We start from the raw sequence: 16,275 nt of genomic DNA, 5'->3' as shown, positions 1-16,275 counted from the left end.
GGTGATCCACGAATCCGGTTGATAGTCAAGGATTCTGTCCGAGAAGGTCCGTAGGGCATGCGGTATGTCGGTGACGGTGGGGACCTGTCGCAGATATTCGTGGCGGGCGGCCAGGCGCCCGGCGAAACCGCGCTGCCAACCGTCGATCATCGCCAGCGAGAACGCCCACGCGCAGGCCGTCGCCCATGTCGCCCAGGGCACGGCGCGCCACACCAGGCGTTGTGCGACCGTGGGTCCCCACAACACCGCGGCTGCGCCGATCACGACCGCCGGGACCGTGCCCCACCCGACGTGCGTGTTCCACCACCCGAAGATCGGCGCGGTGTCCGCGAACTGGTGGAAGCGCGCAGACGTGGCGTTGATCAGCGGTGTGACGATGCCCAGGTTCAGGTGCGGCACGACGAACGCGGCGACCACCAGCACCACGCCGATGGCGACCGCCACGATCTCCTTGCGACTGGCCCGCATTCCGTCACCCTATTCGCCGCGTCGACCCTAAGGTGACCTCCGATGAGCGTTCAAGATCAGCCGCTGTTCGCCGGCACGCCGCTGGCCGATCGCCTCGAACGCGCCGAGACCCAACTCATCAGCGCGGTCACACATTCGTCATCCCCGTCGCCGGTGGCATCAACCAGATCTGAACGGTGCGCGGTCAGTACAAGCGCTCGCGCGTCTTGGCCTCGCTGTAGTAGTCCTCGAGTTCGGCATCGCTCCAGTCGTACCGGAGCGCCTTGAGTAGCTGCGCGACACTCGGCAATGCCGATGGGTTCCAGGTCGACGGATCCCAGGCATCCGAACGCAGAAAAGCCTTGGCGCAGTGGAAGAACACCTCTTCGATCGCGATTTCGAGCGCGAGGATCGGACGCTTGCCCTTGACGGCGAGACCATCGAAATAGTCGGCGTCCGAGAGGATCTTCGCCGTGCCGTTTATGCGCAACGTGTCGCCGCGACCGGGGATCAGAAACAGCGTGCCGACATGCGGGTTCTGCAGCACGTTGAGATAGCCGTCAACCCGCTTGTTGCCGGGCCGCTCGGGGATCGCGATCGTGGTGGCGTCGATGACGTGGACGAATCCGGGTGGATCGCCCTTCGGTGACACGTCGACGCGACCGCGCGCATCCGTCGTCGCGACCAAACATAGCGGCGAGTGCGCGATCCAGTCACGCTGTACCGGTGACAGGCGGTCCTTGACCTTGTTGGCGACGTAGTGGTCGGGTTGCCCGACGACGGCCCGTAACTGGTCGACGGTGCTGACTTCGCAACGCATGGGTCCATCATGCTCGACGTCGTCCACGCCGACGCCGCAACGGTCTCAAGCGTGCGGGTCGGTGAACCGCGCCGTCAGCGCTCGCCGGTCGATCTTGCCGATCCCGCGCCGCGGCAGTTCGTCGACAATGTGAACCTCGCGCGGTGCTGCCGTGGCGTCGAGCGCCGCGGCCACGTGCTCGCGTAGCTCGGCGGGCGTGGGCGCGACGCGACCAGCCGTGAGCACGACGGCGGCGACCACCCGCTGACCCAGCCGCTCATCGGGCACACCGAACACCGCGCACTCGGCGATCGCATCGTGGGTCGCCAGCACGCCCTCCACTATCTGCGGCATCACCGTCAGCCCGCCGCTGCTGATCGCGTCGTCGATACGGCCGAGCACCGTCAACCGTCCCGCGGAGTCGAGCGCGCCCACATCGCCGGTGCGGAACCACCCGGCATCGGCGAACGGGTCCCGGTCGGTGGGATTGCGGTACCCCTTCGCAAGCGTTCGACCGCCCAACATGATCCGGCCACCGTCGACGATGCGGACCCGCACCCCGTCCAACGGCACGCCGTCATAGACACAGCCGCCGGCCGTCTCGCTCATCCCGTAGGTGCGCACCACCGGAATGCCCGCCACCGCAGCGCGTTCGGCGAGCCCGGCCGGCATCGGACCGCCCCCGATGAGAACCGCGTCCAGCGTGGCCAGCGCCTCCGCGGCCCGGTCGTCCCGCAACGCCTTGTCCAGTTGCACGGCCACCAGCGACGCGTAACGGCGGCCCGATCCCAATGCGTCGATCGCAGAGGGCAATTCGGATGGCTCGAACGTCGGCGCCAGCGTCACTGGTGTGGTGCCCGCGACGACGCTGCGAACCAGCACCTGGAGCCCGGCGATGTGGTGGGCCGCCAACGCCAGCAGCCAGCTGCCCGGCCCGCCGAGCCGGTGGTGTGTCGACTCGGCGCTGGCGGTCAGCGCGGCGGCGGTCAGCAACGCGCCCTTGGGAATTCCGGTGGTGCCGGATGTCGGCACCACCACCGCCACGTCGTCGTCGATGTCGGCCCCGGCGCGCAATGACGTTGTCAGAAGCGAGGCTTCGCGCTCGTCGTCAGCGGGCACCGGCAAGACGGACACGCGGCCGGCCAGCATGTCGTGCACGACGGGCACGAACTCCAACGCCGCGGCACCGGACCCGACGGGGACCGGCCGCAGGACGGCTATGAGTCCCCCTCGGCGTCACGCGGATCGTCGAGCGGCCATCCGCGAACCGCCAGCCGTTTGCGCACCCGTTCGACGTCCTCCGAGGTCGGCAGCGCATCGGTGATCTGGGTGATGAGCACACCGATGTCGGCGTCGTCGAACTCGCCGTTGCGTTTAAGCTCCACCGCGACGGTTCGGACCTCATCCTCGGTGAGGCGCCGGCGCAGAAGCGAGATCAAGGGAACCCGGTCCGGACCGGGCACTCCTTCGGGGTAACCCGCTGTGATCCACGCGACAATTTTGGCCAGAAACTTCGTCACTGTGCCCTCCCGCGTGTCGCATCGGGTCTACCCACTCTCAATTGGATGATGCTAGTGCGCGACCCGAATAAGACGAGTTTGGCGCTGGTGGGAAACGCTCGACCGCCGGCGGGTGAACAATGGATGAACACATTGCCCGAGACGGCAAAAGGCCTGATGACACACCGGTCGAATGTGGCCGAGAATTAGGTGAAACGACCGCTATGGCCGCAGAATTAGCGCTGTGAGCGCTGAGTTGATCGTCCTCGTGCTGTTGATCACAACCGCACTGGCATTCGACTTCACCAACGGCTTCCACGACACCGGTAACGCGATGGCCACCTCGATCGCCACCGGCGCCCTCAAACCCAAGACCGCGGTCCTGTTGGCCGGCGTGCTCAACCTCGTCGGTGCGTTCCTGTCCGTCGAGGTCGCGGTCACCGTCACCACCTCGGTGCTCAAGCTCCAGGACGGCAAGACCGGCGCCCTGCTGCCGTCGATCGACGCGTCTACCGGTCTGACGATCATCTTCGCCGGGCTGATCGGCGGCATCCTGTGGAACCTGCTCACCTGGTTGTTCGGCATCCCGTCGAGTTCGTCGCACGCGCTGTTCGGCGGGCTGATCGGCGCAGGCCTCGCCGCGATGGGCACCGCGGGCGTCAACTGGGGCGGCATCAGCCAGAAGGTGCTCATTCCCGCCGTCGCCGCGCCCGTCATCGCCGGACTGGTCGCGGGGTGCGGCACCTGGCTGGTCTACCGGATCACCCGCAACGTGGTGGAGAGCCGCCGCCGCGAGGGCTTCCGCTGGGGCCAGGTAGCGACCGCTTCGCTGGTTGCGTTGTCGCACGGCACCAACGATGCCCAGAAGACGATGGGCGTCATCGCGCTCGCGCTGATCACCACCGGCCACCTGACCGGCGACGTCAAGGAGAACGGCCTGCCGTTCTGGGTCGTCTTCAGCTGCGCGGTGGCCATCGGCCTGGGCACCTATCTCGGCGGCTGGCGAGTCATCCGCACGCTGGGTAAGGGGCTCGTCGAGATCCAGTCGCCTCAGGGCTTCGCCGCCGAAGCATCGTCGGCCGCAATCATTCTCAGCTCGAGCGCCGCGGGCATGGCCCTGTCGACCACCCACGTCGCCACCGGCTCGATCCTCGGCAGTGGCGTCGGCAAGACCGGTGCTGAGGTCCGCTGGGCGGTCGCCGGTCGGATGGCCGTTGCCTGGCTGGTCACCCTGCCGGCTGCGGGACTCGTTGGCGCGCTGTCGTTCTGGCTGTCCCACGGCATCGAGGTGCTCACCGGCTCCGACCTGGCGGGTGACAGTCTCATCTTCCTCGTGCTCGTCGGCCTGTCGTTCTACATGTGGAGGCGCGCACAGCAGCAGAAGGTCGACCACAACAACGTCAACGCCGAATGGGACGACGCCACCAATTCCGTGGTGCCCGCAGAGCTGCGGGCGGCCATCGAGGAAGCGATGCCCGAACCCAAGCCGGCCGCGACGGTTTGAGGCCGAGAAGGAACATTCGATGATTCATCTGGAGAGCATCGTCAAGGTGCTGGTGGTCGGGCTGCTGCTCGGTGCGGGCCTTCCCGCACTGTTCGCGGCGGGGCTGATGGCCTTCTCCAGCGGCGCGGGCGGCGAGGCGGCCGACGGCACCGTGACGGCGCCGAACCCGGTTCGCAAATACCTCGGTGTAGCGCTCTTCGTGTTCGTCGGGTGGGTGATCGTCACCGCGGTGCTCTGGATCACCAGGGCCACGATCATTCACCACACGGGAATCGACTTGTTTCCCTTCATGCCCCGGAAATGAGTTGCGCGACATCATGAACGAGAACCGCAACGTCTTGGACAGCGTGCTCAACTGGCTGCGCCGCGGATATCCGGAGGGCGTTCCTCCCACCGACTACTTCCCGCTGCTCGCGCTCCTCAAGCGCTCGCTGGCCGAGGACGAGGTGATCAGCGCTGCGCAGGCGGTGCTGAAGGGCGCGACCTCCGACACCGTGACCGAAGACGATATCCGCGCGGCGATTCATCGGGTCACCGCCCAGGAGCCGAATCCCGAAGAGATGCACCAGGTTGCGTCGCGGCTGGCGTCGGTCGGCTGGCCGCTGGCCAGCCCCGCACGCTGATCCGTCACTGCCGGGTGTCGCGACGCAGCGGGTGGGTCTCAGGCACCTGAACGAAAATCAGCAGCACCCCGTCGGGGTCGTTGACGTGCATCTCGTGCAGACCCCACGGCTCCTCGCGGGCCTCCCGCGCGATCGGCACGCCGCGACCCCTCAGTTCCTCCTCGGTGGCGTAGACGTCGCGTACCTGCAGCCACATCGTGCCGCCCGCGCGCGGTCCGCCGTGCCCGGCGAGTTCGATCAGTGACTGGCCGGCGTAGAACACCGTGCCCGCACCGTAGTCGCGGGCTATCGCCAACCCGAGCTCGTCGCGGTAGAACCGCAGCGAGCGCTGGTAGTCCGCCGGCCGAATGAGCATCCGGCTGGCCAGAATCTCCATGCCCTCGTGTCTATCACGCCGGTTCAGCCGATCCGCCGCCCGACACCTTCCCAGTACGGCTCGCGCAGTGCTCGCTTGAGGATCTTGCCGCTGGGGGTGCGGGGCAGGTCGTCGGCGAAGGACACCGACTTCGGCAGCTTGAAGCCCGCGAGCCGGCGGCGTGCGTAGGCGATGAGGTCGGCCTCACCGGGGGAGGAGTCGGCGGCGGGAACGACGATCGCCTTGACCGCCTCGCCCCACGCCGGGTCCGGCACACCGATCACCGCGACGTCGGCGACGTCCGGATGCGTCATCAGCACGTTCTCGATCTCGGTGGGGTACACGTTCTCGCCGCCGGAGACGATCATGTCCTTGACGCGGTCGTGCAGGTACACATAGCCCTCGCGGTCGACGTAGCCGGCGTCGCCGGTCTTCAGCCATCCGTCCGGCGTGATGGTGGCGGCCGTCGCGGCGGAGTTGTTCCAGTAGCCGCGCATGTTCTGCCGCGAGCGGGTCCACAGTTCACCGACCGTGCCCGTCGGCACATCGCGTCCGTCGTCGTCGACGATGCGCACCTCGACCCACGGAAACGGCTTACCGCAGGAGCGCAACAGCTCCGGGTCGTGGCGGTCGAGTTGCGTGATGGAGCCGGTAGTTTCGGTCTGCCCGTAGACCTGCAGCAGATCGCAGTCGAACCGCTCCAGCGCGCGGACCAGGACGTCGTCGGTGATCGGCGATGCGCCGTAGACGATCGCGCGCAGCGCGGAGAAGTCGGTCACCTCGACACCGGGGGTGTTCAGCAGGCGCTGGATCACCACCGGTACCAGCAGCATGTTGGTGATGCCGTGCCGCGCAACGGCATCGAGCACCGCGGCGGGGTCCACGTCGCGCAGCACGACCGTGCGCGCACCTTCGCACAACCCGACGAAAGCCCAACCCGAGCCCGCCATGTGGAACATCGGCATCACGGCCAGGCTCACACTGTCGGCGTCGAAGCGCCATTTGTCGGCGATTCCGGTGGCCTTGCAGAAATAGTTGTCGTTGGTCAGCATGACGCCCTTGGGCGACCCAGTGGTGCCTGAGGTGTACATCAGGAAGGCGAGGTCGTCGGGTTGCGTTGTGACACAGGGGTCTTCGGCCGGGTAGTTCGCCGTCCACTCGCCGAACGCGGGCCAGCGTGGGTGCGCACCCACGGCGACGAGGGTGGCGGTCAATCGATCCTCGATGGCTTCGACGTGACCGAAGAACTCGGTGCCGACGATCACCACCCGCGCGCCGGAGTCGTCGATGATGTGCAGCATCTCCGGTGGTGCCAGCCGCCAGTTGACGGGCACCACGACCGCACCGAGTTTCGACAGCGCGCAGGCGACTTCGAAGAACTCGATGCCGTTCTTCTCGATGAACGCGACCCGGTCGCCGAACCCCACGCCGGCGGCGCGCAACGCCTGGGCGACCCGGTTGGACCGGGCGTCGAGTTCGGCGAACGTCGCGGTGCGCTCACCGGCGATCAACGCGGTCGCGTCCGGGCGTTCGGTGCCGAAGACGCGTGCGATGTCCGCGACGGTCGCGATGTCGGGGTGCGGCATCTTACTTGTTCGGTTGCACGCGTTGACGTTTCATCACCGCATCGACCACCGCGGGTGCGAAGCTGTTGAGCACCTGGGCGCTGACAGCCATTCGCGGAGCGATCCGCACGGGCCGCGTCTTGGCGGCGGTGACCATCCAGTCGGCGGCCTCGTCGGCGGTCAGACCGGGCAGTCCGTCGTAGGCGCGGGTAGGCGCGATCATCGGTGTGCGCACCAGCGGGTAGAACAGCGTCGTCGAATGCACTCCGTCGGAGCTCCATTCGGTTTCGATGACGCGGCTCACCGCGGTCAGCGCGGCCTTCGACGCGTTGTACACCGAGAACAGCGGCGACGACTCGCTGAGCACACCCCATGTGGACACGTTGATGATGTGGCCGTCGCGTCGCTCGCGCATACCCGGCGCCAGGCCGCGGATCAGCCGCAGCGGCCCGTAGTAGTTGAGCGCCATGGTTCGTTCGACGTCGTGCCAGCGATCCAGCGACTCGGCCAGGGGTCTGCGGATCGACTTGCCGGCGTTGTTGATCAGGATGTCGACGCCGCCGAGTTCTTCGGTGACCCGTTCGGCGAGGCCGTCGACCGCGTCGAGGTCCGACAGATCGCACGCGTGGGCCCAGGCGTCCCCGCCGTTCTCGGTGATCCGGTCGACCAGCGCGTCGAGCAGTTCCTGTCGCCGCGCCGCCACGACGACGGTGGCCCCGCGGCGGGCGAACTTCTCCGCGGCCGCCTCGCCGATGCCCGATGACGCTCCGGTGAGCAGGATCCGCTTACCCCGCAGGTCGACGACGTCGCGGCCGGGCTGATACTGCAGCAACTCGGGGACGACGGGGGGACGCATAGTGGTCAGGACGAGTTGGTCGGCCAACCGCCGTAACGGGCTCTTGCTCACGAGCGGAGTCTAGGTGAGCGGTTTGCGAGTGAAAACGTTCGCTCACCGATCGAAATCACTCACAAATCGCTCAGTCGCGGCCGCCGGCCAGCAGGCCCAACGAGGCGAACTTCAGCCCGGCTCGCAGCTCGTCGAGCCGGATCGGGTCGTCGGACTCGATATAGCGCAGCGTCGTGGCCACTGCCATGTTGAAGAACAACCACGCCAACGCTTTTGGGCTGAGTTCATTGCGGTACTGGTCGTGGTAGTGGTTCATGTGCAGCGTCGACATCGCGACCAGCGTCGCGTTCAGGCCTGAGATGTTTTCGAACGTGCGCACGTGATCGGGGCGTTCGGCCAGATAGCGGAGCAGGCCTCGGTTGGCGATCGTCACGTCGATGAGGATGTCGATGGAGGCCGCCATCGCCTCGGCGGGTTCGGCGAGCGTCACGGTCCGCAACCGTTCCTCCAGCGCAGGGGCCTGCGTCAGCGCGAGGTGTTCGATGGCGGCGCCAAGGATCTCCTCCTTGTCGGAGAAGTACTGGTAGATCGACCCTTTGCTGACACCCGCCCGATCGGCGATCAGGTTCGTGGTCACCTGAGCGGGGTCCGTCGTCAGCAACAGGCCTGCCGTCGTCTCGACGATTTTTGCGACCATGGCACGAGACCGTTGTTGCTGCGGCGCTTTCCTACGCTCTGAACTGCGGTTATTTGTGCTCACAGCTGTCCCTTATGCGACTTGAATGCGACCTGACGGTCATATTAACCTCGCCGCACTACCTGGATAGGAGGTGGGCGCCGCCCATGACCGCCACTTCGGACATCGATCTCTCGTCGCCGATCGACGACGGACCGATCGAACTGGTCCCGCCGGATTCGCTGACCGCCGAGCACACCGGACGGTGGACGTTCCTGATCTTTGAGGGCGCGGCGTTCATGATGCAGGCGATGCACCCCGTCATCGCCGAGGTCACCGGCCGCTATTCCGCGGCGTTCCACGGTGATCCGGGCGGACGGGCGATCCGGTCCATCGACTCGGTGCTGCAGTGGACGTACGGCGGCACGGAAGCCGCGGCCGAGGGGAATCGGGTCAGGGCCATGCACCGGCCGATGACGATGAAGAGCGAGACGACCGGAAAACAGGTCAGCGCGCTGAATCCCGAGGCGTACCAGTGGGTCATCTGCACCGGGTACATCGTCAACGTCCACGGCGCGCGCCTGCTGATCGGCCGTGACTTCACCGACGACGAGAAGGCGCAGGTGCTGCGCGACAACCGCCGACTGGCGCGACTGCTGCACGTGCCGATGCGCGACTATCCCGAGACGGATCAGGAGATGACCGACTACTTCGAGTCGATGATCGACAAGCTCGAGGCCACGCCGCAGGCGCAGAAGCTGATGGACGACCTGATCACCGGCACGATGGAGATGCCGCCGTCGGTGCCCAAGCCGTTCTATCCGCTGATCAAGGCCATGCTGCGGCCCGTGCTTCGGTTGAACTACCTGTCGATCGTCGGCCTGCTCGACCCCCGTCTACGCACCAAGCTCGGCGTGAGTTGGAGCCCGGAGGAGCAACGTCAGCTCAACCGCCTCTACAAGGCGATCCGCATCGCCTACCGCGTGCTTCCCGACCGGCTGACGTACTTCCCGCTGGCGTACCACGCCCGCAAGCACCACCAGTGCCTGGAGAAGATGAAGGAGCGGCAGAAGAAGTCGTTCGCGTACCGCGTCCCGGGCGCCGTCTCCCCGTCTTAGAAGTAGCGCGGGAAAGAGCTCCAGTCCGGGTCGCGCTTCTCCAGGAAGGCGTCGCGGCCCTCGACCGCTTCGTCGGTCATGTACGCCAACCGCGTCGCCTCACCGGCGAACAACTGCTGGCCCACCAGCCCGTCGTCGGTGAGGTTGAACGCGTACTTGAGCATCCGAATCGCTTGCGGCGACTTGCCGTTGATCTCCGACGCCCACTGCAGCGCAACCGTCTCGAGCTCGGCGTGGTCGACGACCGCGTTGACCGCACCCATCGCGTGCATCTGCTCGGCGGTGTAGGGCCTGCCGAGGAAGAAGATCTCGCGGGCGAACTTTTGACCGACCTGCTTGGCCAGATACGCGCTGCCGTACCCGCCGTCAAAGCTGCCGACATCGGCGTCGGTTTGCTTGAACTTGGCGTGCTCGCGGCTGGCCAGCGTCAGATCGCACACGGCGTGCAGGCTGTGCCCGCCGCCGGCGGCCCACCCGTTGACCAGACAAATCACGGGTTTCGGCATGAACCGGATCAGCCGTTGCACCTCGAGGATGTGCAGGCGTCCGGCACGTGCGGGGTCGACGGTCTCGGCGGTCTCGCCCGATGCGTACTGGTAGCCGCTGCGTCCGCGGATCCGCTGGTCGCCTCCGGAGCAGAACGCCCATCCGCCGTCCTTCGGTGATGGCCCGTTACCGGTCAGCAGCACGACGCCGACGTCCGATGACATCCGGGCGTGGTCGAGGACCCGGTACAGCTCGTCGACGGTGTGCGGACGAAAAGCGTTGCGCACCTCCGGCCGATCGAACGCCACCCGCACCGTCGGCTGCCGTACGCCGTCGACGACGTGGCGGTGGTAGGTGATGTCGGTCAGGTCGAAACCGTCGACGGATTGCCACTGCGACGGGTCAAAGGGGTTGTCACTCACGGGGATACCTTATCGATGCGGAAAACGGGGCACCGCCCCGCGAGGGCCTCGAACTCGTCGGGGTTGGGCCCGGTGACCAGTCCGGCGTTCTTGATGAAGTCGACGCCCGTGGGCACCTTGGTCGGGAACTGCCGCAGCAGCGGGCGTGCCTCCTCGGTGGACATCTCGACCATCCGCACCCGCTCGCCGCGGCGGCCGATGTGCAGCGTGGCCTCGCCGGCGGCCCGCACGTTGGCGGCCCAGTCGGAGCCGGGCACGCCGCCGACCACGTAGCGCTGCCCGTCGACCTCCATCGGCGTCACCGGGGTCTTGCGCGGTTTGCCGGTCTTGCGGCCGGCAACCTCGAGCACGACGGGGCCCTTCTCGCCGAGGACGCCGAGCGTCTGCAGACCGATCATCACCTTGTTGACGTACTTGAGCCACCACGGCAGGCGAATGTCGGACATGCTCGAAACGCTACGTGATCGCCTCGACGCGGAACACCGGCGGCCGCGCGGTGGGCCCGGCTCAGACCGTGACGCCGAACTCCGACAGTGCGGTGCGCAGGCCGTCTGGCCGCTCGGTCGTCGGCAGCGGATCGACCAGCGCAAAGCCGCACCCCACCGCGCGGGCGCCGCCGTCGGCCTCGTCGCTGTCACCGATCATCAGCGCCGACTCGGCGGCCACGCCCAGGCGGCTCAGGGCGGTCTCGAAGATGGCCGGGTCGGGCTTCACCGCACCGACTTCAAAGGACAGCACGAATTCGTCGACGAACTCGGCAGCACCGATCGACGTGAACGCCGGCCGCACGTCGAAGGCGATGTTGGAGACGACCGCGGTCCTGATGTGCTGGCGTTGCAGGCCGCGCAGGACGTCGGTGGTGTCCGGATACGGCGTCCAGTTCAGCGGGTCGATCAGCAGCCCGTACAGCGACTCCGCGTGTTCGTCGGCCAGCCCGGACTCGCGCAGCACATGCAGATACGCCTCGCGGTGCAGATGCGGTGCGAGGTCGCGGTTCACCCACACGTGGTGGGCTTCCGGCGTCATCTCGACGTGGTGGCCCGTCGGCGCGGTCATCCGGCGCATCAACTCGGCCTGGACGTGGCTGTCGACCTCGCGGTCGTCGACCTCCATCCCGTGAAACCAACTCTCGTCCTCCTCGAGCCGAAACAGCGTGCCTGAGTAGTCGAACAGGACCGCCTTGATGTCACCCATTCCGACGACCCTACCGGTGAACTCGACTTGCCTTGTCGTACAGCACTTCTCGTTCGCGCTCGTTGTCGGTCAGGGCGGCGGCCCGCTCGAACTCCGTCGCGGCCTCGGCGCCCCGGCCCAGCCGGGCCAGCAGTTCGCCGCGCACGCTGGGCAGCAGGTAGGAGCCGTCCAGACCCGTCAGCTTGTCGACGATCTCCAACCCGGCGGCCGGGCCGCTAGCCATCGCCACCGCGACCGCCCGGTTGAGCGCAATTACGGGCGACGGCGCCGCTTGAATCAATCCGTCGTACAGCGCGACGATGCGCTGCCAATCGGTGTCGGCGGCCGTTGGCGCCGTGGCGTGGCATTCGGCGATCGCGGCCTGCAGTGCATACGGTCCCCAGCCGGTACCCTTGCGCCGCAACGCGTTAGCGGACCGCTCGAGCGCGGCCACACCACGCTGGATCTGCGCGCGGTCCCATTTGGCGCGGTTCTGGTCCTCCAACAGGATGGGCCTGCCGTCCCCGTCGGTGCGCGCCGCGAAGCGCGACGATTGGAGCTCCATCAACGCCACCAGGCCGTGAACCTCGGGCTCGTCGGGCACCAGCGCGGCGAGCACCCGACCGAGACGCAGCGCCTCGGCGCACAGCTCGTCGCGGATCCAACGCTGACCGAACGACGCCGAATATCCCTCGTTGTAGATCAGGTAGATCACGCTCAGTACCGCCGAGAGCCGCTTCGGATACTCGGAGCGGTCCGGCACCTCGAACGGCACGTTCGCGGCCGACAGCGTCTTCTTGGCGCGGGTGATGCGCGCGGCGACCGTCGGAGTGGACGTCAGGAAGGCGCGGGCGATCTCCTCGGTCGTCAGGCCGCCGACCACCCGCAGGGTCAGCGCGATCCGGCCTTCCCGCGACAGCACTGGATGCGCCGAGATGAAGATCAGCCGCAGCACGTCGTCGTCGATGCGGTCGGGGTCCCACGGCTCGTCGACGTGGGTCTCGAGTTCGCGAGCCATCGCGGCGTATTTGCTGTCGAGGTTGTCCTGTCGCCGCCACAGGTCGATGGCCTTGCGTTTGGCCACGGTGGTCAACCATGCCCCGGGGTTGCGCGGAACACCCAACGCCGGCCACTGCTCGAGCGCGTCGACGAGCGCGTCGGCGGCCAGGTCCTCGGCGGGCCCGACGTCGCCGACCGAACGTGTCAGTGTCGCGACGATTTTCGCCGCTTCCATGCGCCACACTGCGTCGACGGTGGCCTGCACGTCGGTCACGTCTTCATTGTGCCGAGCCGATGCAAACGGGCGTTTTCCTGCGGCGTGTCGCGGTGCATTCGGTGAGGTCGCGACGGAAAGTTAGAAGGTATGACCCACAGGTTGGTCACCGCGTATTGGGAAGGCCGCAAGGCGTTCCCGCACACGCTCGTCAACCCGTATGCGGGGTTGGGGGACCGGGCGATCGCGAGGATGTGGCGGTTGGGCTGGCAGCGCGCCGCCGACGAGCAGGAGGGCATCCCGAGCGAAGAGGAGCGACTCGCTCGCTTCGCCGCGGAAATCGATGCCCTCCTGGACTAGTCGCCTCGACGCGCTGCGGCGCCGTCACCCTCGCGCGGTACTCGGTGTCACCGGTCCGCCCGGTGCGGGCAAGTCGACACTGGCCGAGGCGATCGCATCCGCGGTCGACGGCGCGGTGTCCGTGCCGATGGACGGCTTCCACCTCGCCGACGTTGAGCTCGAACGGCTCGGCCGCCTCGACCGCAAGGGCGCCATCGACACGTTCGATGCCCACGGGTATCTCGCTCTGCTGCAACGCATCAGGGCCCAGGGCGACGAGATCGTCTACGCGCCGGCGTTTCACCGCGATCTCGAACAGCCGATCGCGGGCAGCATTCCCGTTCTGCCCGAGCATCGGCTGATCGTGACCGAAGGCAACTACCTTCTCGACGGCGACGACCCGTGGCCGAAGGTGCGTGCGCTGCTCGACGAGGTCTGGTTCGTCGACGCCCCGACCGACGAGCGTCGTCGCCGCCTCATCGCGCGTCACATCGCCTTCGGCAAGTCGCCCGAGCAGGCGCAGGCATGGGTGCACACCGTCGACGACGTCAACGCCACCCGCATCGAACGCGCTAAACCGCGCGCGGACTGGGTGCTCACTTCCTAGCGCGAGCAGACGCTAACCTGCCCAAAAATCCGCGAAAAGAGGCAGTTTCGCGTCTGCTCGCGGGAGAAGGAGGAGCGGGATCAGCCGACCGCGCGCTCCGAACCCGCCCAGAACTGTGCGCGCACGGCCTTCTTGTCCGGCTTGCCCAGTGCGGTCACCGGTACCGAGTCGACGACGATCACCTGCTTCGGCGACTGCACCGAACCCTTGCGTTCCTTCACCGCGGACTGGATCTCCGTGGTCATTCGCGCAACGGCGTCGTCGGAGCGGTCGGCGTCGGGGCGCAGCACGACCACCGCCGTCACCGCCTCACCCCACTTCTCGTCGGGGGTGCCGATCACGCAGACCTGGGCGACCGAAGGATGTTCGGCGACAACGTCTTCCACCTCACGCGGAAACACGTTGAAGCCGCCGGTGACGATCATGTCCTTGGTCCGGTCGACGATGTAATAGAACCCGTCCTCGTCCTCGCGGGCCAGGTCGCCGGTGTGCATCCAGCCGTCGCGGAACGTTTCGGCGGTCGCCTCGGGCTTGTTCCAGTAGCCGCCGGACACCAGGGGACCGGACACACAGATCTCGCCGACCTCGCCCTGCGGCACCGGCTTGTCGTCGGCGTCGAGCAGCGCGACCCGGGCGAACACCGTCGGTCGCCCACACGACGTCAACCGCTTCTCGTCGTGATCCTTCTTGGCAAGGTAGGTGATCACCATCGGCGCCTCGGACTGGCCGTAGTACTGCGCGAAGATCGGACCGAACCGGTCGATCGCCTCCCGCAGTCGCACCGGGTTCATCGCCGAGGCGCCGTAGTACACGGTCTCCAGCGACGACAGGTCGCGCGTGCGCGAATCCGGATGGTCCATCAGCGCGTAGATCATCGACGGCACCAACATGGTCGCGGTGATCTTCTGCTCTTCGATCACGCGCAGCACCTCGGCGGGATCGAACTTCGTGAGCACGAACAGCTGGCCGCCCTTGATGATCGTCGGCACGAAGAACGCCGCGCCCGCGTGCGACAGCGGGGTGCACATCAAGAACTTCGGATTCTCCGGCCATTCCCACTCGGCCAACTGGATCGTCGTCATCGTCGTGATCGACTGCACGGTACCGATGACGCCCTTCGGCTTACCGGTGGTGCCGCCGGTGTAGGCCATGCCGCCGATGTGGTCGGGCGGCAGGTCGGCGGCCGCCAGAGGCTGCGGCGAGTATTTCGCGGCCTCGGCGGTCAGGTCGACGGCGACGCCTTCCAACTCCTCGGGCACCGGCCCGATCGTGAGGATCTGCTTGAGCTCCGGCACCTTGTCCAGTAGCCCCCGTGCCCGCTCGACGAACATCGGGTTCGGGTCGATGATCAGCGACGTGACGCCGGCGTCGTTCAACACATAGGCGTGGTCGTCCAGAGAGCCGAGAGGGTGTAGTGCGGTGCGGCGGTAGCCCTGGGTCTGCCCGGCACCGATGATCATCAGCACCTCCGGCCGGTTCAGCGACAGCAGCCCGGTGGCCGTCCCCGACCCGGCGCCCAGCGCCTCGAACGCCTGAATGTACTGGCTGATGCGCTCGGCGAGCTGCCCGCCGGTGAGCGTCGTGTCGCCGAGGAACAGCACCGGCTTGTCCTTGTTCCGCTTCAGTGCTCCGACCGTGAGGTGGCCGGAATGGATGGGATGGCGCAGGAGGGCATCACTCATGCCGATCAGACTAGAACGTGTTCCAATTCCAGTCACCAAGTCCCCGGAATCGACACCTCGTGCGGCAGGCGCGGGAGCGTAGATTCGGCGAAGTGAGCGACCGGCAGCGGCTGCGCGAGACGATCCTGAAGCTGTCGCGCGAACGGGGGCCGGACAAGACGATCTGTCCGTCGGACGCGGCCCGCGCGATCGGCGGCGACGACTGGCGCGACCTGATGGACGACGCCCGCGAGACCGCCCGCGACCTCGCGCGCGACGGCGACGTCGAGATCACTCAGAAGGGCGAGGTGCTCGACCCGAACGCGACGTGGCGCGGACCCATCCGGATCCGCGCCACCTAGCGATCGTCACGCCAACCGGTCGGCCTCCGCGCGGGCCTGCGCGGCGACCTTTTCGGCGAGGTCGGCCTTCCACTGGATCTCCTTCTTGACCCACGGATTGTCCTGCGGGAACTGGTCGGTCTCGCCGACCAGACGGACCTCGAGCCGGACGCCGGGCCCCAGCGGACACTTCTGGGCCCACTGCTTGGCCTCCTCCTTGGAGGACACGTCGATGATCCAGAAGCCGTTGAACAGCTCCTTGGCCTCGGTGTACGGGCCGTCGGTCACCACCGGCGGGTCGTTGTCGAAGTCGACGACGAAGCCGTCCTCCGGCCCGGTGAGGCCCTCGCCGGCGAGCATCACCCCGGCCTTGATCAGTTCCTCGTTGTAGCGGCCCATCGACTCGATGACCTCGTTGAAGTCGATCTCGGCGTCGGCGAACGCCGCCTCACCCTCGGGGGTGACCCGCATGATCATCATGTATCGCGCCATCAGTTCATCTCCTGTTATCGGTTCGGTCGGGCCGGTCTTTCGTGCCCTCACCACCACGTCGAACGGGATCCCACTGAATTCGACACGTGCCGCGAACTTTTTTCATCG

20 protein-coding genes and 1 pseudogene are annotated in these 16,275 nt (G+C 67.1%); 7 read left to right on the top strand and 14 right to left on the bottom strand.

The genetic code is table 11. The annotated features are described in order from the left end of the window. From A5752_RS14150 to A5752_RS14135, 4 genes and pseudogenes are all read right to left on the bottom strand, one after another. Nucleotides 1–468: pseudogene (locus A5752_RS14150) on the bottom strand (hypothetical protein); the annotation flags it as partial. Between the two features lie 184 nt (nucleotides 469–652). Continuing rightward, a complete protein-coding gene (locus A5752_RS14145) occupies nucleotides 653–1,267 on the bottom strand; it encodes a pyridoxamine 5'-phosphate oxidase family protein (protein WP_067086449.1) in 615 nt (204 codons plus the stop codon). Between the two features lie 45 nt (nucleotides 1,268–1,312). Next, complete coding sequence (gene menE, locus A5752_RS14140; RefSeq protein ID WP_286159389.1) at nucleotides 1,313–2,413, bottom strand: o-succinylbenzoate--CoA ligase; 1,101 nt, start codon at nucleotides 2,411–2,413, stop codon at nucleotides 1,313–1,315. 50 nt (nucleotides 2,414–2,463) lie between these two features. After that, nucleotides 2,464–2,766 (bottom strand): DUF3349 domain-containing protein, encoded by a 303-nt coding sequence (locus tag A5752_RS14135; protein WP_067086400.1) that lies wholly within the window; start codon nucleotides 2,764–2,766, stop codon nucleotides 2,464–2,466. Between the two features lie 223 nt (nucleotides 2,767–2,989). Here A5752_RS14135 and A5752_RS14130 point away from each other — a divergent pair, with 223 nt between their 5' ends. The 3 genes from A5752_RS14130 to A5752_RS14120 are packed head-to-tail and all read left to right on the top strand — an operon-like array spanning nucleotide 2,990 to nucleotide 4,872. Further along, nucleotides 2,990–4,249, top strand: a complete 1,260-nt coding sequence (locus A5752_RS14130; RefSeq protein WP_067086399.1) for an inorganic phosphate transporter — start codon at nucleotides 2,990–2,992, stop codon at nucleotides 4,247–4,249. A 19-nt stretch (nucleotides 4,250–4,268) separates the two neighbouring features. Continuing rightward, the gene (locus A5752_RS14125; RefSeq protein ID WP_067086358.1) at nucleotides 4,269–4,553 is read left to right on the top strand and encodes a hypothetical protein; all 285 of its coding nucleotides are present in this window, start codon (nucleotides 4,269–4,271) and stop codon (nucleotides 4,551–4,553) included. A gap of 13 nt (nucleotides 4,554–4,566) precedes the next feature. After that, nucleotides 4,567–4,872: a DUF3349 domain-containing protein gene (locus tag A5752_RS14120; protein WP_067086442.1), complete on the top strand. Its 306-nt coding sequence runs from the start codon at nucleotides 4,567–4,569 to the stop codon at nucleotides 4,870–4,872. A 4-nt stretch (nucleotides 4,873–4,876) separates the two neighbouring features. Here the strand turns inward: A5752_RS14120 and A5752_RS14115 are convergent, their stop codons facing one another. The 4 genes from A5752_RS14115 to A5752_RS14100 form a co-directional block, all read right to left on the bottom strand. After that, entirely contained in the window at nucleotides 4,877–5,248 is a 372-nt protein-coding gene (locus A5752_RS14115) for a VOC family protein (protein WP_067086355.1), read from the bottom strand. 23 nt (nucleotides 5,249–5,271) lie between these two features. After that, nucleotides 5,272–6,813 carry a long-chain-fatty-acid--CoA ligase gene (locus tag A5752_RS14110; RefSeq protein WP_067086352.1) on the bottom strand — a complete coding sequence of 514 codons (1,542 nt, stop codon included), beginning with the start codon at nucleotides 6,811–6,813 and terminating at the stop codon, nucleotides 5,272–5,274. Nucleotide 6,814: 1 nt separating this feature from the next. After that, nucleotides 6,815–7,699, bottom strand: coding sequence for an SDR family oxidoreductase (locus tag A5752_RS14105; protein WP_067086350.1), 885 nt, complete (start codon nucleotides 7,697–7,699; stop codon nucleotides 6,815–6,817). Between the two features lie 70 nt (nucleotides 7,700–7,769). Beyond that, nucleotides 7,770–8,336 carry a TetR/AcrR family transcriptional regulator gene (locus tag A5752_RS14100; protein ID WP_067086347.1) on the bottom strand — a complete coding sequence of 189 codons (567 nt, stop codon included), beginning with the start codon at nucleotides 8,334–8,336 and terminating at the stop codon, nucleotides 7,770–7,772. Between the two features lie 146 nt (nucleotides 8,337–8,482). Here A5752_RS14100 and A5752_RS14095 point away from each other — a divergent pair, with 146 nt between their 5' ends. Next, nucleotides 8,483–9,433 (top strand): oxygenase MpaB family protein, encoded by a 951-nt coding sequence (locus A5752_RS14095; protein WP_067086345.1) that lies wholly within the window; start codon nucleotides 8,483–8,485, stop codon nucleotides 9,431–9,433. Here the strand turns inward: A5752_RS14095 and A5752_RS14090 are convergent. From A5752_RS14090 to A5752_RS14075, 4 genes are all read right to left on the bottom strand, one after another. Beyond that, nucleotides 9,430–10,341, bottom strand: a complete 912-nt coding sequence (locus A5752_RS14090) for a 1,4-dihydroxy-2-naphthoyl-CoA synthase (RefSeq protein ID WP_067086342.1) — start codon at nucleotides 10,339–10,341, stop codon at nucleotides 9,430–9,432. The genes A5752_RS14095 and A5752_RS14090 overlap by 4 nt on opposite strands. Further along, nucleotides 10,338–10,787 carry a nitroreductase family deazaflavin-dependent oxidoreductase gene (locus A5752_RS14085; protein ID WP_067086340.1) on the bottom strand — a complete coding sequence of 150 codons (450 nt, stop codon included), beginning with the start codon at nucleotides 10,785–10,787 and terminating at the stop codon, nucleotides 10,338–10,340. The genes A5752_RS14090 and A5752_RS14085 overlap by 4 nt, the downstream gene beginning before the upstream one ends. 61 nt (nucleotides 10,788–10,848) lie before the next feature. Beyond that, nucleotides 10,849–11,535 carry an HAD family hydrolase gene (locus A5752_RS14080; protein ID WP_067086338.1) on the bottom strand — a complete coding sequence of 229 codons (687 nt, stop codon included), beginning with the start codon at nucleotides 11,533–11,535 and terminating at the stop codon, nucleotides 10,849–10,851. Nucleotides 11,536–11,545: 10 nt separating this feature from the next. Then, complete coding sequence (locus A5752_RS14075) at nucleotides 11,546–12,748, bottom strand: RNA polymerase sigma factor (RefSeq protein WP_067086439.1); 1,203 nt, start codon at nucleotides 12,746–12,748, stop codon at nucleotides 11,546–11,548. Between the two features lie 129 nt (nucleotides 12,749–12,877). Here A5752_RS14075 and A5752_RS14070 point away from each other — a divergent pair, with 129 nt between their 5' ends. Together A5752_RS14070 and A5752_RS14065 are read left to right on the top strand one after the other, a co-directional pair. Then, complete coding sequence (locus A5752_RS14070) at nucleotides 12,878–13,087, top strand: hypothetical protein (RefSeq protein ID WP_067086333.1); 210 nt, start codon at nucleotides 12,878–12,880, stop codon at nucleotides 13,085–13,087. Further along, complete coding sequence (locus A5752_RS14065; protein ID WP_067086330.1) at nucleotides 13,071–13,673, top strand: nucleoside/nucleotide kinase family protein; 603 nt, start codon at nucleotides 13,071–13,073, stop codon at nucleotides 13,671–13,673. The genes A5752_RS14070 and A5752_RS14065 overlap by 17 nt, the downstream gene beginning before the upstream one ends. An 80-nt stretch (nucleotides 13,674–13,753) precedes the next feature. Here A5752_RS14065 and fadD8 read toward each other — a convergent pair whose 3' ends face one another. Next, nucleotides 13,754–15,355 carry a fatty-acid--CoA ligase FadD8 gene (gene fadD8, locus A5752_RS14060; RefSeq protein ID WP_067086327.1) on the bottom strand — a complete coding sequence of 534 codons (1,602 nt, stop codon included), beginning with the start codon at nucleotides 15,353–15,355 and terminating at the stop codon, nucleotides 13,754–13,756. A gap of 92 nt (nucleotides 15,356–15,447) precedes the next feature. Here fadD8 and A5752_RS14055 point away from each other — a divergent pair, with 92 nt between their 5' ends. Beyond that, nucleotides 15,448–15,696 (top strand): DUF3253 domain-containing protein, encoded by a 249-nt coding sequence (locus A5752_RS14055; protein WP_067086436.1) that lies wholly within the window; start codon nucleotides 15,448–15,450, stop codon nucleotides 15,694–15,696. A 6-nt stretch (nucleotides 15,697–15,702) separates the two neighbouring features. Here A5752_RS14055 and A5752_RS14050 read toward each other — a convergent pair whose 3' ends face one another. Further along, nucleotides 15,703–16,167, bottom strand: a complete 465-nt coding sequence (locus A5752_RS14050; protein ID WP_067086324.1) for a YciI family protein — start codon at nucleotides 16,165–16,167, stop codon at nucleotides 15,703–15,705. Nucleotides 16,168–16,275 lie beyond the last annotated feature (108 nt).

It is taken from the genome of Mycobacterium sp. 852002-51961_SCH5331710 (assembly GCF_001665535.1).
In the GTDB taxonomy this organism is placed as follows: Bacteria; Actinomycetota; Actinomycetes; order Mycobacteriales; family Mycobacteriaceae; genus Mycobacterium.
Note: the sequence above shows the minus strand (reverse complement) of the source record. Positions and strands in the feature narration are given on the sequence as shown.

Coding starts and splice junctions, on each gene's coding strand:
- A5752_RS14145 (WP_067086449.1), bottom strand. CDS start 1,267: ATGCGTTGCGAAGTCAGCACCGTCGACCAGTTACGGGCCGTCGTCGGG.
- A5752_RS14125 (WP_067086358.1), top strand. CDS start 4,269: ATGATTCATCTGGAGAGCATCGTCAAGGTGCTGGTGGTCGGGCTGCTG.
- A5752_RS14120 (WP_067086442.1), top strand. CDS start 4,567: ATGAACGAGAACCGCAACGTCTTGGACAGCGTGCTCAACTGGCTGCGC.
- A5752_RS14115 (WP_067086355.1), bottom strand. CDS start 5,248: ATGGAGATTCTGGCCAGCCGGATGCTCATTCGGCCGGCGGACTACCAG.
- A5752_RS14110 (WP_067086352.1), bottom strand. CDS start 6,813: ATGCCGCACCCCGACATCGCGACCGTCGCGGACATCGCACGCGTCTTC.
- A5752_RS14100 (WP_067086347.1), bottom strand. CDS start 8,336: ATGGTCGCAAAAATCGTCGAGACGACGGCAGGCCTGTTGCTGACGACG.
- A5752_RS14095 (WP_067086345.1), top strand. CDS start 8,483: ATGACCGCCACTTCGGACATCGATCTCTCGTCGCCGATCGACGACGGA.
- A5752_RS14085 (WP_067086340.1), bottom strand. CDS start 10,787: ATGTCCGACATTCGCCTGCCGTGGTGGCTCAAGTACGTCAACAAGGTG.
- A5752_RS14080 (WP_067086338.1), bottom strand. CDS start 11,535: ATGGGTGACATCAAGGCGGTCCTGTTCGACTACTCAGGCACGCTGTTT.
- A5752_RS14075 (WP_067086439.1), bottom strand. CDS start 12,748: ATGGAAGCGGCGAAAATCGTCGCGACACTGACACGTTCGGTCGGCGAC.
- A5752_RS14070 (WP_067086333.1), top strand. CDS start 12,878: ATGACCCACAGGTTGGTCACCGCGTATTGGGAAGGCCGCAAGGCGTTC.
- A5752_RS14065 (WP_067086330.1), top strand. CDS start 13,071: ATGCCCTCCTGGACTAGTCGCCTCGACGCGCTGCGGCGCCGTCACCCT.
- fadD8 (WP_067086327.1), bottom strand. CDS start 15,355: ATGAGTGATGCCCTCCTGCGCCATCCCATCCATTCCGGCCACCTCACG.
- A5752_RS14050 (WP_067086324.1), bottom strand. CDS start 16,167: ATGGCGCGATACATGATGATCATGCGGGTCACCCCCGAGGGTGAGGCG.